Source organism: Citrobacter sp. Ca225 (assembly GCF_030337175.1).
GTDB lineage: Bacteria > Pseudomonadota > Gammaproteobacteria > Enterobacterales > Enterobacteriaceae > Citrobacter_A > Citrobacter_A amalonaticus.
In genome coordinates, this window is sequence record NZ_JAOWCD010000078.1 from 373,180 (window position 1) to 389,705 (window position 16,526).

The following is a 16,526-nucleotide window of genomic DNA, read 5'->3' on the forward strand; positions in this document are numbered from 1 at the left end:
GATAAACGCTTAGCGACGTGCTGAACCGTTTACAGACCCGACCGTGGGGCGACAACAGAGACGGATTTCGGAGATAAAAAAGCGGCCTCATCAGAGGCCGCTTTTACGTTGTAACAGTTCAGCGAGAATTACGCAGATTTCTTTGCTTTTTTCTCTGCTTTCGGAGCAGCGGCAACTTCTTTCGCCGCCGGGGTGCCTTCAGAGAACTCACGACCGTAGAAGGTATCCAGCAGGATCTGTTTCAGTTCGGAGATCAGCGGGTAGCGCGGGTTAGCGCCGGTGCACTGGTCATCGAATGCATCTTCAGACAGCTTGTCAACGTGAGCCAGGAAGTCAGCTTCCTGAACGCCTGCTTCACGGATTGACTTCGGAATACCCAGTTCAGCTTTCAGGCTTTCCAGCCATGCCAGCAGTTTCTCAATCTTCGCAGCAGTACGGTCGCCCGGTGCGCTCAGACCCAGATGGTCTGCGATCTCAGCATAACGACGGCGTGCCTGCGGACGGTCATACTGGCTGAAGGCAGTCTGTTTAGTCGGGTTGTCGTTCGCGTTGTAGCGAATAACGTTGCTGATCAACAGGGCGTTCGCCAGACCATGCGGAATGTGGAACTGTGAGCCCAGTTTGTGCGCCATGGAGTGACACACGCCGAGGAAGGCGTTCGCAAACGCGATACCGGCGATAGTGGCTGCACTGTGAACACGTTCACGGGCGACCGGGTTTTTAGACCCTTCGTTGTAAGACGCCGGCAGGTTTTCTTTCAGCAGTTTCAGCGCTTGCAGTGCCTGACCATCAGAGAACTCAGAAGCCAGTACGGAAACGTAAGCTTCCAGGGCGTGAGTGACGGCATCCAGACCACCGAAGGCACACAGGGACTTCGGCATGTCCATGACCAGGTTAGCATCGACAATTGCCATATCCGGGGTCAGGGCGTAGTCAGCCAGCGGGTATTTCTGACCGGTCGCATCGTCAGTAACAACCGCAAACGGAGTTACTTCAGAACCGGTACCAGAAGTGGTGGTGACCGCAATCATTTTCGCTTTGACACCCATTTTCGGGAACTTGTAGATACGTTTACGGATGTCCATAAAGCGCAACGCCAGTTCTTCGAAGTGAGTTTCCGGATGTTCGTACATCACCCACATGATTTTCGCGGCGTCCATCGGGGAACCGCCACCCAGCGCAATGATCACGTCAGGTTTGAAGGAGTTTGCCAGCTCTGCACCTTTACGGACAACAGAGAGCGTCGGGTCCGCTTCCACTTCAAAGAACACTTCAGTTTCAACGCCAGCCGCTTTCAGCACAGAGGTGATCTGGTCTGCATAACCGTTGTTGAACAGGAAGCGGTCAGTCACGATGAGCGCACGTTTGTGGCCATCAGTAATCACTTCATCCAGCGCGATTGGCAGTGAGCCACGGCGGAAGTAGATAGATTTCGGAAGTTTGTGCCACAACATGTTTTCAGCTCGCTTAGCAACGGTTTTCTTGTTGATCAGGTGTTTCGGACCAACGTTTTCAGAGATGGAGTTACCACCCCAGGAACCACAACCCAGAGTCAGGGAAGGTGCGAGTTTGAAGTTATACAGGTCACCGATACCACCCTGAGATGCCGGGGTGTTGATCAGGATACGTGCGGTTTTCATCATCTGACCGAAGTAAGCCACGCGCTCCGGCTGGTTGTCCTGGTCGGTGTACAGGCAAGAGGTATGACCGATACCGCCCATCGCCACCAGTTTCTCCGCTTTAATGACCGCGTCTTCAAAATCTTTCGCACGGTACATCGCCAGCGTCGGGGACAGTTTTTCGTGAGCGAACGGTTCGCTCTCATCAACCACTTTCACTTCACCGATCAGGATCTTAGTGGTTTCTGGCACAGTGAAACCTGCCAGTTCAGCGATTTTGTACGCAGGCTGACCTACGATAGCGGCGTTCAGCGCGCCATTTTTCAGGATCACGTCCTGAACCGCTTTCAGTTCTTTGCCTTGCAGCATGTAGCCGCCGTGGCTGGCGAAACGTTCGCGAACGGCATCGTAAACGGAATCAACCACAACAACAGACTGTTCAGAAGCACAGATAACGCCGTTGTCGAAGGTTTTGGACATCAGTACAGAGGCGACTGCACGTTTGATATCAGCGGTTTCATCAATAACCACTGGCGTGTTACCTGCGCCCACACCGATAGCGGGTTTACCGGAGCTATATGCGGCTTTAACCATGCCCGGACCACCGGTCGCCAGAATCAGGTTGATATCCGGGTGGTGCATCAGTGCGTTAGACAGTTCAACGGAAGGTTGATCGATCCAGCCAATCAGATCTTTCGGCGCACCGGCAGCGATAGCAGCCTGCAGTACGATATCGGCCGCTTTGTTGGTAGCATCTTTTGCACGCGGATGCGGAGAAAAGATGATCGCGTTACGGGTTTTCAGGCTAATCAGAGACTTAAAGATTGCCGTAGAGGTTGGGTTAGTGGTTGGTACGATACCGCAGATGATACCAATTGGTTCAGCAATGGTGATGGTCCCGAAGGTGTCGTCTTCAGACAGCACGCCGCAGGTTTTTTCATCTTTGTAAGCGTTATAGATGTATTCAGAAGCAAAGTGGTTTTTAATCACTTTATCTTCGACGATACCCATACCGGATTCGGCAACGGCCATCTTCGCGAGAGGAATTCGAGCATCTGCAGCAGCCAGAGCGGCGGCGCGGAAGATTTTATCAACTTGTTCTTGAGTGAAACTGGCATATTCACGCTGGGCTTTTTTGACGCGCTCGACGAGTGCGTTAAGTTCAGCGACATTAGTAACAGCCATAATGCTCTCCTGATAATGTTAAACTTTTTTAGTAAATCATCTGCTCGATACGTGAGTATAGACAGCGGGCGTTAGTTTGTATAAAAGCCAGAAAATCAATTGGTTACTTAACGTTCAGTTTGCTCTGATTTACTAAAAGAGCTTATGCGTCAGCGTCATCTAACTCTAACGCGTTACTTCCAGGTGGCGTAAGCAAGGTTACTCACTTCTGAGTAGCGATTACGTGATCTGGATCAAGATTTAGCAAAGCTGACACCTTTCAGCAGGCCGTTTTAGCCCTAAACGCTAAGTGTTGTGTAATTGTAGTGGTGAATGGGTCTCAAATTATCATAATTAAAACATATTAGTAACACGCAGGAAAGGTAGCAATTTTACGTTTGCCCTGGTGAAATGTGCTATGAAAAGGCGTATCTTCAGCACGGTTTTTACCCGGTTATTTTAACTTACTTTATACGGCTAACGCTTCGGAGCTAACCGTGATCCAAACGCTGTTTGATTTTCCTGTTTATTTTAAATTTTTCATCGGGTTGTTCGCGTTAGTGAACCCGGTTGGGATTATTCCTGTCTTCATCAGTATGACCAGCTACCAGACAGCGGCGGCGCGCAACAAAACGAACCTCACTGCTAACCTGTCCGTTGCGATCATTCTGTGGACCTCGCTATTCCTCGGCGACGGCATTCTGCAACTGTTCGGTATCTCAATTGATTCGTTTCGTATCGCCGGCGGGATCCTTGTGGTCACCATTGCGATGTCGATGATTAGCGGCAAACTGGGTGAGGATAAGCAGAACAAGCAGGAAAAATCAGAAACGGCGATCCGTGAAAGTGTAGGTGTGGTTCCCCTGGCGCTGCCGCTAATGGCAGGCCCCGGCGCGATCAGTTCAACCATTGTGTGGGGAACGCGTTATCACAGTGTGATGTACCTGCTTGGCTTCTTTGTGGCGATTGCGCTTTTTGCCCTGTGCTGTTGGGGACTCTTCCGCATGGCACCGTGGTTGGTGCGTGTTCTGGGCCAAACGGGTATTAACGTGATTACCCGAATTATGGGGCTACTCTTAATGGCGCTGGGCATCGAGTTTATTGTCACCGGTATTAAGGCCATATTTCCAGGACTTTTAAGCTAATTCGCTTTCAGATGAAATATCCCACGGAGCTGTTCACGGCTCCGTCTTTTTTATCATCCCGTCTCGTCACCTTTCTTACTTTCAGTCCCGCCTACCGGGAATCACTGATGCCTCTGTCGGTATTAAGTCCCTTGATTTAACAGTCTTTTTAATCCCTTTGCGAGGCTCTGCATTGTTATTTTGCTCACATCACAATCCGGGGCTTGCTGAAGGATAATTGAGATGATATTAGTTAATTCAATGAACTCGCAGATGAATGTGCTAAAAAATAACCAATTGTTAAATTTTTGTATATTTATACGCCTTTTGCAGAGATCAAGGGTCTCAGACGAATGGGGTATCAATAATTAATTGATTGCTAAGCGATTGTTGTTATTTTGCTTGTTTCGGAACGTTCCGCCGGAACGCAATTTTTTCTCTAAAAGAGAATTGCTTAACAAATCTGTAAATTGTATTGGCGGTTAATAAATGCTTTTGTTACTTTCCGACAGTTCATATTGCAGCGGATTGCTTGTTGATGAGAATAAATATCAACTAAGCAGTCTGGCCACTATTCATGCGCCCCCTGACAGGGGAGGTGCATAACGAATCGACGTAAGGTGATCAAACGAATCGCCAGAATAAATAAAGTCGGTGATAGCAGGCAGTAAACGACCTGGCAGCTGAAAGTCTCCGAAGCTGATCAGAGATCCCTGACGGGATTAACAGGCTGGTGATAAAACCAGTAATTATAATGAGGGAGTACAAACACAATGACCAACACGAAGAAAAGTTTAGTGGCGGCAGGAATTTTAACTGCGCTCATCGCCGGAAATGTCGCGACAGCTGCCGTCGTCCCCGCAGGTGTGCAACTGGCGGAAAAGCAGACGCTGGTGCGAAATAATGGTTCGGAAGTTCAGTCTCTCGATCCGCATAAAATCGAAGGGGTGCCGGAATCCAATATCAGCCGCGATCTGTTTGAAGGTTTAATCATCAGTGACGTCGACGGTAAACCGTCTCCGGGCGTGGCTGAGAAATGGGAAAATAAAGATTTTAAAGTCTGGACATTCCATCTGCGCAAAGACGCAAAATGGTCCGATGGCTCACCGGTGACGGCCCACGATTTTGTTTACAGCTGGCAGCGTCTGGCGAATCCGAATACCGCATCCCCGTACGCCAGTTATCTGCAGTATGGGCATATTGTCAATATTGATGACATCGTTGCCGGCAAGAAGCCGCCAACCGATCTTGGCGTTAAAGCCATTGATGATAATACCTTTGAAGTGACCCTCAGCGAGCCTGTACCTTATTTCTACAAACTGCTGGTGCACTCATCCGTTTCCCCGGTTCCTAAAGCCGCCGTTGAAAAATACGGTGAGAAGTGGACTCAGCCAGCCAATATCATCACCAACGGTGCGTATAAGCTGAAAGACTGGGTGGTTAACGAGCATATCGTGCTCGAGCGCAATCCTAATTACTGGGACAACGCCAAAACGGTCATTAATCAGGTGACGTACCTGCCGATCGCATCAGAGGTGACAGACGTTAACCGTTACCGCAGCGGTGAAATCGACATGACCTATAACAACATGCCGATTGAACTGTTCCAGAAACTGAAAAAAGAGATCCCGAACGAAGTTCACGTTGACCCGTATCTGTGCACCTACTATTACGAAATCAATAACCAGAAAGCACCGTTTACGGATGTCCGCGTGCGTACCGCGCTTAAGCTGGCGCTGGACCGCGATATTATCGTTAATAAAGTGAAAAACCAGGGCGACCTGCCGGCATACAGCTTCACGCCTCCGTATACTGACGGCGCAAAACTGGCTGAACCAGAATGGTTTGGCTGGACGCAGGAAAAACGTAACGAAGAAGCGAAAAAATTACTGGCCGAAGCCGGATATACCGCTGATAAACCGTTGACCTTCAACCTGCTGTATAACACGTCCGATCTGCACAAGAAACTGGCTATCGCCGCGGCGTCCATCTGGAAGAAAAACTTAGGTGTGAACGTCAAGCTGGAAAACCAGGAATGGAAAACCTTCCTCGATACGCGTCATCAGGGCAACTATGATGTTTCCCGTGCGGCCTGGTGTGCGGATTACAACGAACCGACTTCCTTCCTGAACATGGTGTTGTCTGACAGCTCAAACAACACGACGCATTATAAGAGCCCGGCGTTTGACAAGATCCTTGCCGATGCGCTGAAAGCAACGAATGAAGAGCAGCGTACTGAGCTTTACGGCAAAGCCGAGCAGCAGCTTGATAAAGATTCTGTGATTGTGCCGGTGTTCTACTACGTCAACGCCCGTCTGGTGAAACCGTGGGTGGGTGGTTATACCGGTAAAGACCCGATGGATAATATCCACGTCAAAGATTTGTATATTATCAAGCATTAATGGCAAAGGGTGGGGCAGCAGACGTTGCCCCACAGTGTCTTTTTTCGTCGACTCTCAACACCTCTCATTAGCGGTTCTGCGTGAAGAGGTGTAAAGGCACACGCCAGAAGGTACGGGCAATGTTGAAATTTATTCTACGCCGCTGTCTGGAAGCAATTCCGACGCTGTTTATTCTTATTACCATTTCGTTCTTTATGATGCGTCTTGCGCCGGGAAGCCCCTTCACCGGCGAACGCGCGCTGCCGGCAGAAGTTCTGGCAAACATTGAAGCGAAATACCATCTTAACGACCCTATCATGACCCAGTATTTCAGCTATCTGAAGCAACTGGCGCACGGTGATTTCGGTCCTTCTTTTAAATACAAAGATTATACGGTTAACGACCTGGTCGCTTCGAGTTTTCCGGTATCGGCGAAACTGGGCCTTGCCGCCTTTTTTCTGGCCGTGATCCTCGGGGTGAGCGCTGGCGTAATTGCCGCGTTGAAGCAAAACACGCGATGGGACTATGCGGTCATGGGGGTGGCGATGACCGGGGTGGTCATACCGAGCTTTGTGGTCGCGCCTCTGCTGGTCATGATATTTGCGATCACCCTCAAATGGCTGCCGGGTGGCGGCTGGAATGGCGGGGCGCTGAAATTTATGATCCTGCCGATGGTGGCGTTATCACTGGCCTATATTGCCAGTATTGCGCGTATCACCCGTGGCTCAATGATTGAAGTGCTGCACTCAAACTTCATTCGCACCGCGCGAGCGAAAGGGCTGCCGATGCGCCGTATTATTTTCCGCCATGCGTTGAAACCGGCGTTACTCCCGGTGCTCTCCTATATGGGACCGGCATTTGTCGGGATTATCACAGGTTCAATGGTCATTGAGACAATCTATGGTTTGCCGGGGATTGGTCAGCTGTTTGTTAACGGCGCGCTGAACCGCGATTACTCGCTGGTTCTCAGTCTGACGATCCTCGTGGGGACATTGACCATTGTCTTTAATGCGATTGTTGACGTGCTCTATGCCGTCATCGACCCGAAAATTCGATACTGATACTGGAGCTCGCGATGATGTTAGGTAAGAAAAACAGCGAAGCGCTGGAGAATTTCAGTGAGAAGCTGGAGGTCGAGGGGCGCAGCCTGTGGCAGGATGCTCGCCGTCGTTTTATGCATAACCGCGCTGCGGTTGCCAGTCTGATCGTGTTGGTGATGATTGCGCTGTTCGTGACGCTTGCACCGATGCTGTCGCAGTTCACCTACTTCGATACCGACTGGGGCATGATGTCCAGCGCGCCGGATAGCGAGTCTGGTCACTATTTTGGTACCGACTCCTCTGGACGCGACCTGCTGGTGCGCGTGGCGATTGGCGGGCGGATCTCGCTGATGGTCGGCATCGCGGCCGCGCTCGTTGCGGTGGTCGTGGGGACGCTGTACGGCTCGCTTTCAGGCTATCTGGGCGGCAAAATCGACTCGGTGATGATGCGCCTGCTGGAAATCCTCAACTCCTTCCCGTTTATGTTCTTCGTTATCCTGCTGGTCACCTTCTTCGGGCAAAATATTCTGCTGATTTTTGTGGCGATCGGGATGGTTTCCTGGCTGGATATGGCGCGTATTGTGCGCGGGCAAACCCTGAGCCTGAAGCGGAAAGAATTTATTGAAGCCGCGCAGGTGGGCGGCGTGTCGACCGGTAACATCGTCCTGCGTCATATTGTGCCTAACGTGCTGGGCGTGGTGGTGGTGTACGCCTCCTTGCTGGTGCCAAGCATGATCCTGTTCGAATCGTTCCTCAGCTTCCTGGGGCTGGGGACGCAGGAGCCGCTGAGCAGTTGGGGCGCGTTGCTAAGCGATGGCGCCAACTCGATGGAAGTGTCGCCGTGGCTACTGCTGTTCCCGGCCGCTTTTCTGGTGGTGACGTTGTTCTGTTTTAACTTTATTGGCGATGGCTTGCGTGATGCCCTCGACCCGAAAGACCGTTAAGGAGTGCAGCCATGAGCGTAATTGAAACTGCAGGCGTGCCGTTCGCGCAGCAAAGGGCTAACGCACTGCTGGACGTAAAAGATCTTCGTGTGACGTTCAGTACCCCGGACGGTGATGTCACCGCGGTGAATGATTTGAACTTTACGCTGCGCGCCGGAGAAACCCTCGGCATCGTCGGTGAGTCCGGTTCAGGTAAATCACAGACCGCGTTTGCGTTGATGGGGCTGCTGGCCGCGAATGGTCGGATAGGCGGTTCGGCGACGTTTAGCGGCCGCGAGATCCTCAATCTGCCGGAGCACGAACTGAATAAGCTGCGCGCCGAGCAAATCTCGATGATTTTTCAGGACCCGATGACCTCGCTGAATCCCTACATGCGTGTCGGGGAGCAACTGATGGAAGTGCTGATGCTGCATAAAAGCATGAGCAAAGCGGAGGCGTTTGAAGAGTCGGTCAGAATGCTGGATGCGGTCAAAATGCCGGAAGCGCGTAAGCGGATGAAAATGTTCCCGCATGAATTTTCCGGCGGTATGCGTCAGCGCGTGATGATCGCAATGGCGCTGCTGTGCCGGCCGAAGTTACTGATTGCCGACGAACCGACGACCGCCCTGGATGTTACCGTGCAGGCGCAAATCATGACGCTTCTCAATGAACTGAAGCGTGAATTCAACACCGCCATCATCATGATTACCCACGATCTTGGGGTGGTGGCCGGGATCTGCGACAAAGTGCTGGTGATGTATGCCGGTCGGACGATGGAATACGGTAATGCCCGCGATGTCTTTTATCAGCCCGTTCATCCTTATTCGATAGGTCTTCTCAATGCGGTACCGCGTCTGGATGGCGAAGGTGACGAGATGCTGACGATTCCGGGGAACCCGCCCAACTTACTGCGTCTGCCGAAAGGCTGTCCGTTCCAGCCGCGCTGTCCGCATGCGATGGAGATTTGTAGCACCACTCCGCCGCTGGAGGAATTCAGTCCGGGACGCCTGCGTGCCTGCTTTAAACCGGTGGAGGATCTGGCATGAACGCTGTAGATGAAAAACGTAAAGTCCTCCTGGAAATCGCCGATCTGAAGGTGCATTTCGATATTAAAGATGGCAAGCAGTGGTTCTGGCAGCCCTCAAAAACGCTGAAGGCAGTCGATGGCGTGACGCTGCGGCTGTATGAAGGAGAGACGCTGGGGGTCGTTGGCGAATCCGGCTGCGGGAAGTCGACCTTTGCCCGGGCCATTATCGGGCTGGTAAAAGCGACCGATGGTCGGGTGGCATGGTTGGGTAAAGACCTGCTGGGGATGAACCCCGATGAATGGCGGGACGTTCGCAGTGATATTCAGATGATTTTCCAGGATCCGCTGGCATCGCTGAACCCTCGCATGACCATTGGTGAAATCATCGCTGAACCGCTGCGGACCTATCATCCGAAATTACCGCGTCAGGAAGTGCGCGATCGGGTGAAAGCGATGATGATGAAGGTGGGCTTACTGCCAAACCTGATTAACCGCTATCCGCATGAGTTTTCGGGCGGTCAGTGCCAGCGTATCGGGATTGCCCGGGCGTTGATTCTGGAGCCGAAGCTGATCATCTGCGATGAGCCGGTCTCCGCGTTGGACGTGTCAATTCAGGCGCAGGTCGTCAACCTCTTGCAGCAGCTTCAGCGGGAAATGGGGCTGTCGCTGATCTTCATCGCCCATGACCTGGCGGTCGTAAAACATATCTCTGATCGCGTGCTGGTGATGTATCTGGGTCATGCCGTGGAACTGGGGACCTATGACGAGGTCTATCACAACCCACTGCATCCCTACACTAAAGCGCTGATGTCGGCGGTACCGATTCCCGATCCCGATCTGGAAAAGAACAAGACGATTCAGCTACTGGAAGGGGAATTGCCGTCACCGATTAACCCGCCGTCAGGCTGTGTATTCCGTACCCGTTGTCCGATAGCCGGCCCGGAGTGTGCGAAAACGCGTCCGGTACTGGAAGGCAGTTTCCGGCATGCGGTTTCCTGCCTTAAAGTAGACCCGCTATAATCGCAAGGGCTGACAAACTGTCAGCCCTTCTTTTCGCAGAGGTTATCGTGTCGTTTTCCTTGTCATCGCTTCGCAGGCAGATTTATCACCGCTTGTTCGATCTGAACACCCGCTCAGGGCGACGGGGCGAGGGGTTATGTGCTCTGTTCGCGCTGTTGAGCGTGCTGGTTATTTTTATTGAATCGGGCCTTGGCACGCAATATCACCTGACGCTTGATGAGTGGCATATTTTTGTCTGGCTTGAACTCATCATCACGCTGGTCTTTACGCTGGAATATTTGCTGCGTTTAGTGAGCTGGCCGAATCCGGCGAAATATGTCTTCAGCTTCTGGGGCTTAATTGATTTAGCGACTATTCTGCCGTTGTATGTGATGTGGCTGTGGCCGGAAATCAGCCTCAATTACGTTTTTGCCTGGCGGGCTATGCGGGCTATTCGTATCCTGAGGATCCTTAAGTTGTTGCGTTTTATGCCTTCATTACGGGTATTCTGGCGGGCGATTATGAGTGCCCGGCATCAACTGATTCTGTTTTATTCGTTTATCGGCATTTTGATGATTATTTTCGGCACGCTGATGTATCTCATCGAAGGACCGGAATATGGATTCACCACGCTGAATGCGTCGGTCTACTGGGCGATTGTGACCGTCACGACGGTTGGGTATGGCGATATTTCGCCACATACGCCATTGGGGCGGATTGTGGCATCAGTCCTGATTTTGATTGGCTATTCAGTGATTGCCATTCCTACTGGGTTGATCACCACGCATATGAGCATGGCGTTTCAAAGGCGGAATCAACAGCGCCAGTGCCCACAGTGCCAGCAGAGCCAGCATGAGCATAGCGCGAAATTTTGTAACCACTGCGGCAGTAAATTGCCGGACTAAGTAAAAAGAGCCGCGATTGCGGCTCTTGTCTTTGATTATTCGCGCCAGAGAATATGGCAGAGCTTGTGATTTTTTTCGCGACACAGCAACACGCGGGCAAAAATATCGTTGATCTCGCCGTCTTCACTGTCTGCCAGACCAATCACCACTTCGGCAAAGAAGTCCGGGTTCAGGTCATAATCCACGTGATCCTGCCAGTCTTCTGACGGATCAAATAACTCTGCGCCGCCGCGCTCCTCAAACTGCAGGTTGAACAGAATAATGTCCGCCGGGTCGAGGTTATCGGCCGCCAGTTCGAGAAAAATATCGTAAGCCTGCTCAAGCGTTTCGTCTTCAGTCAGGCGATTGTTCAGATCCATATCCATAGTGACTACCTGTTTACCGTCTCTTGGGCACGTTTTACAGCAACGGACTGAAGAAGTAAAACAGTCGCTCGGTGATCCGCTGCCAGAGCGGGCGTTTTAGCCACAAATTCGCGTCCAGCAGGCGAGAACGGGAGATATAATCGTCCTGCACAGCCGCCAGATCGCCGCCGAATCCGACGTCATCAATCACCAGCGTGATCTCAAAATTCAGCCACAGACTGCGCATATCCAGATTCACGGTCCCGACCAGACTGAGTTCACCATCGACCAGTACGCTCTTGGTATGCAACAGACCGCCTTCGAACTGATAAATTTTCACCCCGGCCGCTAACAGCTCGGTAAAGAAGGCGCGGCTGGCCCAGCCAACCAGGAGTGAATCGTTCTTGCGTGGCAGAATAATACTGACGTCCACACCGCGCTGCGCCGCTGTACAGATGGCATGCAGCAAATCGTCGCTCGGCACGAAGTAGGGGGTGGTCATAATTAAATACTCACGCGCCGAGTAAGCCGCCGTCAGCAGCGCCTGGTGTATCAGATCTTCCGGAAAGCCTGGGCCGGAAGCGATGGTATGAATTGTGTGTCCGCTGGCCTCTTCGAACGGCATTATGTTGACGTCCGGCGGCGGAGGCAGAATGCGTTTGCCGGTTTCAATCTCCCAGTCGCAGGAATAGACGATGCCCATTGCGGTTGCCACCGGACCTTCCATCCGCGCCATCAGATCCACCCACTGACCGACGCCCGCATCCTGTTTGAAAAAGCGCGGATCCACCATATTCATACTACCGGTATAAGCAATATAGTTATCAATCATCACCATTTTGCGGTGCTGACGCAGGTCCATGCGGCGCAGGAACACACGGAACAGGTTAACCTTCAGCGCTTCGACCACTTCGATACCGGCGTTGCGCATCATCGCCGCCCAGGGGCTGCGGAAGAAAGCGACGCTACCGGCAGAGTCCAGCATGAGTCGGCAATGGATCCCGCGTCGTGCGGCAGCCATCAGGGATTCCGCCACCTGATCCGCCATACCGCCAGGTTGCCAGATATAGAACACCATTTCGATGTTATGTCGTGCCAACTGAATATCGCGGATCAGCGCCTGCATCACGTCGTCAGAATCGGTGAGCAGCTGGAGTTGGTTGCCTTTAACCCCCGCGATGCCCTGGCGACGCTCACAGAGTTTGAACAGCGAAGCGGCGACGCTGCTGTTCTCTTCGGCAAAGATATGTTTGCAGGCTTTGAGATCGTTCAGCCACTTTGCGGTGGATGGCCACATTGCGCGAGCGCGTTCTGCCCGACGCTTGCCCAGATGCAGTTCCCCGAAGGATAAATAAGCAATAATTCCGACCAACGGCAGAATATAAATGATTAGCAGCCAGGCCATCGCAGAAGGAACCGCGCGACGTTTCATTAAAATACGTAATGTTACACCGGCAATGAGCACCCAGTAGCCCAGAATGACCAGCCAACTCACCACCGTGTAGAAGGTTGTCATAGATTAAAAATCCTTTTGAAAGCGTATTGTTATGAGTTTACGCGTCATGATAAATCTGGCAAATAAAAACACGGCAAAAGCGCTAGCCTGCCTGTCTGTGGGGGGTATAATGCCCATTCTTGCACTGTAAGAGTAGGTATCATGAAGCGGAGTAGAACGGAAGTGGGACGCTGGCGGATGCTGCGTCAGGCCAGTCGCCGTAAAGCGCGTTGGCTTGAAGGACAGTCGCGTCGGAATATGCGGATCCACTCAATCAGAAAATGTGTCCTGAATCAGCAACGGAATTCGCTGCTGTTTGCGATCCATAGCCTCTGAGTGAACAGGGCACCGCATGCGGTGCCCAATGAACACGTCTTTCAGAACGTCTTCTTAAAGGGTTTCACTGAAACCTGCGCGTAAACCCCGGCGGCAACATACGGGTCAGCCTCGGCCCAGGATTGCGCCTCTTCCAGTGAGTCAAATTCAGCAATCACCGTGGAGCCGGTAAAACCTGCCGCACCGGGATCGTTACTATCTACCGCTGGCATGGGGCCTGCAGTCAGGAGACGTCCTTCGTCGTGAAGCAACTGTAGTCGTGCCAGATGCGCGGGGCGGACGGAAAGACGCTTTTCAAGTGAATTCGGGTTATCTTGCGCGTAGATGACATAAAGCACGGATAGGGCTCCTTGTTCGGTAAAAGTGCTAAATACGTTATTTGAAAGGCCTCTTTACTGCAACGCAAAGATGACAGCCTTGTTAAGGCCGTACAATTGTCAGGGAATTTTTAGGAGAAAAATGGCGCTTATGGCGATGGCTTATTGAATATGATTGCTATTTGCATTTAAAATTGGGGCCTGGTTTTTCAACTGAAACGATTATGACTTCAATGACCCTTGAATAAAGTCTATTCGGCTTTCTTTAGATGTTCACCTCACATCCTCTGTAATTGATGTTCCTTACAACTCCCCAGAGCGTTAAGATAGTTAACCGATTGAGTTTTCAAGGTATGACAGGATGAGTGACACTACCGACGTCTTCAGCATGATAGCCGATATTACTATGGCTGGTACTGCTGTATGGGCTGCATTCAAAGCTAATGATTGGTTAAAAAATAAAGGATTGGATAATGCTGAATCTTTCTTTAGAGAGGTTCATGACCTGCATAAAAGATACTCAAAAATCCTGCGTTATGCTGAAGAGTCGAATCGAGTATTCCAGAATCAGGAAGGTCTGATGTCACCCAATCCTGAAATCATAAGCAATGAGCAATTCTGGGAAGTGAAAGCAAATCTCTACAAGACCAAAGAAGAGTTTGACCATTTTGTATCTTCGTATCTGCTAATGGATGCAATGGATATTAAGTTAAGTCCAGCCTCTGCTGAACTAGTTGAGAAGCAGATGAATGCACACAGTGAGTTTTGGGCAAAAGCGAGAGAGTTTAACAACGCAATATCTGAGATTGTTAGGCGTGGTGTGTTGTCTGAGGACATGCAGCGTGTCAGGGATGAAGTGACAGTCAGATATCAGATGGTGTTTGTAACTCTTGATTCTTCTATGGATATCAATGCTGAATTGAAGAAGATTAAATTTAAAGATTTCTACACACTGTCAAACTCAAGACCTTTTATGAAGATTTATGATGCTATGAGTGGTCTGATGGTCAGGTTGAAGGAGCGATTACGTCAACTTTAAGTTACCTGTTATTAACAGGTTTTATCAGGTGAATATCTATGCAATTTAACAGTATATTTCCAAGTATCTAAGCAGTTTTTCACAGTGTCTATGCAGTATCTTACAAGCACTTACATCACCCCTAAATAGCCTAAATTATTGATATATATAAATAATCTGCGCAACCTCTGTTTAGGGAAACTGTAGCGGTGTTAGTCGTCCCTCTCTCGACTCCTAGAAAAGTGCTATATACAGGACTATATAACGATTGCTGCCATAAAATTCACTCCCTAAATTAAGCTGTTCACTATAACATTAACCCCGATTTCAAAATTTTAAGTGGTGATTAGATGAGTGAAGATAGTGTTGTGGATTCAACCATACAGGGACTGAAAGAGAGGCTGTCAAGCCCATTATGGGGATATATCATTCTTTCGTGGGTAGGGTTTAACTGGAAACACATTGCAGTGATGTGCCTTAGCAAGGCTCCGGTGGAAGTGATCTTGACCCGCCATCTCCGGACAGCTTTTGTATCTTAAGTTAACGATGTCCGCTGCCGCCGATATTCCCTCGGGGAGTGATATCCCAGCGCGCTGTGCGGGTGGTTTTCATTGTAATGTGTGAACGCTGCTGCAAGGTTTCGCAGGGCTGTTCTCACATCTGGTTTTGGCATGAACGCGATATAGTCTTCCTTCATCGTCTTCACGAATCGTTCGGCCATGCCATTGCTCTGCGGGCTGCTCACCGCTGTTGTACACGGCTCCAGATTCAGCTCTCTGGCGAACCTCCGCGTTTCATGCGCGGTATATGCTGAACCGTTATCCGTCAGCCATTGAACCGGTGTGGTCGGCAGCCCGTCGCCGAAGCGCTTTTCCACCGACCTCAGCATCACATCCTGCACCGTCGAACTGTCGTAGCCTCCTGTGCTCGCTGCCCAGTCTATGGCTTCTCTGTCGCAGCAGTCCAGCGCGAACGTGACCCGCAGCTTCTCACCGTTGTCGCAGCCGAACTCGAAGCCATCTGAACACCAGCGCATATCGCTTTCTGCCACCGCGATTTTGCCCTTATGTTCACGCTTCGACCGCTCTGGTTTGTCATGCAGTAACAGCAGATTATGCTCACTCATAAGCCGGTAAAGCCGTTTGGCGTTCACGGGGGGCAGTCCCTCTGTACGGCGTTGCGTACGCAGGATGCCCCACACACGGCGATAGCCGTAACTGGGCATATCGCTGATGATATCGAGGATCTCTGACAGTATTTCAGCGTCTGCTTCGTCATCACGCCGGTTACAGCGCCTGTCCTGCCAGTCGGCAGAACGGTTAATTCGCAGTGACAGCTGCGCACGCGACACGCCCATGGTGCGGCTGACCAGGGCTATTCCCCGTCCTTTGGCAACAAGGGCGCGTGCGCTATCCATTTTCGCGACTGAGCGTACTCCACGGCTTCTTTCAGGATCTCAACTTCCATCGTCTTCTTGCCCAGCAGGCGCTGAAGCTCCCGGACCTGCTTCAGAGCAGCAGTAAGCTCAGAAGCTGGAACAACTTCTTCTCCGGCCGCAACGGCGGTGAGGCTGCCTTCCTGATATTGCTTCTTCCACTTAAACAGCAGGCTGGGCTGGATGCCATGCAGGCGGGCGACATGGGAGACATTCATGCCCGGCTCCATCGTCTGCTGGATAATGGCGATCTTCTCCTGAGGAGTTTTACGTTTACGGACTTCTTGCCCTAACAGGATCCCGGTCATCTCAAAATTGGCGTTAGTGTTAGACATATATTCAAGCCTATCTCTTATCTGGAGATACAGCTACTGTCTGGTGTTTCAGGGGGCTACATCA

Annotated in this window: 14 protein-coding genes; 9 read left to right on the forward strand and 5 right to left on the reverse strand. The window is 51.2% G+C overall.

From position 1 onward, the window contains the following. Nucleotides 1-128: 128 nt before the first annotated feature. Nucleotides 129-2,804: a bifunctional acetaldehyde-CoA/alcohol dehydrogenase gene (gene adhE / locus OGW13_RS14500; protein WP_043000504.1), complete on the reverse strand. Its 2,676-nt coding sequence runs from the start codon at nucleotides 2,802-2,804 to the stop codon at nucleotides 129-131. A gap of 476 nt (nucleotides 2,805-3,280) precedes the next feature. On the opposite strand from adhE, the gene ychE reads away from it, so the two are divergent. The 7 genes from ychE to OGW13_RS14535 all read left to right on the forward strand — a co-directional run bounded on the left by ychE (nucleotide 3,281) and on the right by OGW13_RS14535 (nucleotide 11,182). Next, on the forward strand, nucleotides 3,281-3,928 hold the full coding sequence (ychE, locus tag OGW13_RS14505; protein WP_043000505.1) for an NAAT family transporter YchE: 648 nt from the start codon (nucleotides 3,281-3,283) through the stop codon (nucleotides 3,926-3,928). Between the two features lie 752 nt (nucleotides 3,929-4,680). Then, the gene (gene oppA, locus OGW13_RS14510; protein ID WP_156595181.1) at nucleotides 4,681-6,309 is read left to right on the forward strand and encodes an oligopeptide ABC transporter substrate-binding protein OppA; all 1,629 of its coding nucleotides are present in this window, start codon (nucleotides 4,681-4,683) and stop codon (nucleotides 6,307-6,309) included. A 119-nt stretch (nucleotides 6,310-6,428) separates the two neighbouring features. Then, nucleotides 6,429-7,349: an oligopeptide ABC transporter permease OppB gene (gene oppB, locus OGW13_RS14515; protein ID WP_043000507.1), complete on the forward strand. Its 921-nt coding sequence runs from the start codon at nucleotides 6,429-6,431 to the stop codon at nucleotides 7,347-7,349. A gap of 14 nt (nucleotides 7,350-7,363) precedes the next feature. Then, complete coding sequence (oppC, locus tag OGW13_RS14520; RefSeq protein WP_044267192.1) at nucleotides 7,364-8,272, forward strand: oligopeptide ABC transporter permease OppC; 909 nt, start codon at nucleotides 7,364-7,366, stop codon at nucleotides 8,270-8,272. Nucleotides 8,273-8,283: 11 nt separating this feature from the next. Next, nucleotides 8,284-9,297, forward strand: coding sequence for a murein tripeptide/oligopeptide ABC transporter ATP-binding protein OppD (gene oppD, locus OGW13_RS14525; protein ID WP_043000509.1), 1,014 nt, complete (start codon nucleotides 8,284-8,286; stop codon nucleotides 9,295-9,297). After that, nucleotides 9,294-10,298, forward strand: coding sequence for a murein tripeptide/oligopeptide ABC transporter ATP-binding protein OppF (gene oppF / locus OGW13_RS14530; protein WP_043000510.1), 1,005 nt, complete (start codon nucleotides 9,294-9,296; stop codon nucleotides 10,296-10,298). Before oppD ends, oppF begins: the two co-directional genes overlap by 4 nt. A gap of 47 nt (nucleotides 10,299-10,345) precedes the next feature. Beyond that, nucleotides 10,346-11,182: an ion transporter gene (locus OGW13_RS14535; protein WP_044267190.1), complete on the forward strand. Its 837-nt coding sequence runs from the start codon at nucleotides 10,346-10,348 to the stop codon at nucleotides 11,180-11,182. A 35-nt stretch (nucleotides 11,183-11,217) separates the two neighbouring features. Here the strand turns inward: OGW13_RS14535 and OGW13_RS14540 are convergent, their stop codons facing one another. Further along, complete coding sequence (locus OGW13_RS14540) at nucleotides 11,218-11,547, reverse strand: HI1450 family dsDNA-mimic protein (RefSeq protein WP_043000512.1); 330 nt, start codon at nucleotides 11,545-11,547, stop codon at nucleotides 11,218-11,220. Nucleotides 11,548-11,581: 34 nt separating this feature from the next. Further along, entirely contained in the window at nucleotides 11,582-13,042 is a 1,461-nt protein-coding gene (gene cls, locus OGW13_RS14545) for a cardiolipin synthase (protein ID WP_043000513.1), read from the reverse strand. 141 nt (nucleotides 13,043-13,183) lie between these two features. On the opposite strand from cls, the gene OGW13_RS14550 reads away from it, so the two are divergent. After that, nucleotides 13,184-13,357 carry a YciY family protein gene (locus tag OGW13_RS14550; protein ID WP_086512586.1) on the forward strand — a complete coding sequence of 58 codons (174 nt, stop codon included), beginning with the start codon at nucleotides 13,184-13,186 and terminating at the stop codon, nucleotides 13,355-13,357. A 41-nt stretch (nucleotides 13,358-13,398) separates the two neighbouring features. Here OGW13_RS14550 and OGW13_RS14555 read toward each other — a convergent pair whose 3' ends face one another. Further along, nucleotides 13,399-13,695, reverse strand: coding sequence for a YciI family protein (locus OGW13_RS14555; RefSeq protein WP_043000514.1), 297 nt, complete (start codon nucleotides 13,693-13,695; stop codon nucleotides 13,399-13,401). Nucleotides 13,696-14,035: 340 nt separating this feature from the next. Here OGW13_RS14555 and OGW13_RS14560 point away from each other — a divergent pair, with 340 nt between their 5' ends. After that, nucleotides 14,036-14,713, forward strand: coding sequence for a hypothetical protein (locus OGW13_RS14560; RefSeq protein ID WP_287116237.1), 678 nt, complete (start codon nucleotides 14,036-14,038; stop codon nucleotides 14,711-14,713). A gap of 514 nt (nucleotides 14,714-15,227) precedes the next feature. Here the strand turns inward: OGW13_RS14560 and OGW13_RS14565 are convergent. Then, nucleotides 15,228-16,435 (reverse strand): IS3 family transposase gene (locus tag OGW13_RS14565; protein ID WP_109455549.1). Its coding sequence is split into 2 segments (ribosomal slippage): nucleotides 15,228-16,114 and nucleotides 16,114-16,435, totalling 1,209 coding nucleotides; the frame shifts between segments, so codons are not numbered across the junction. Nucleotides 16,436-16,526 lie beyond the last annotated feature (91 nt).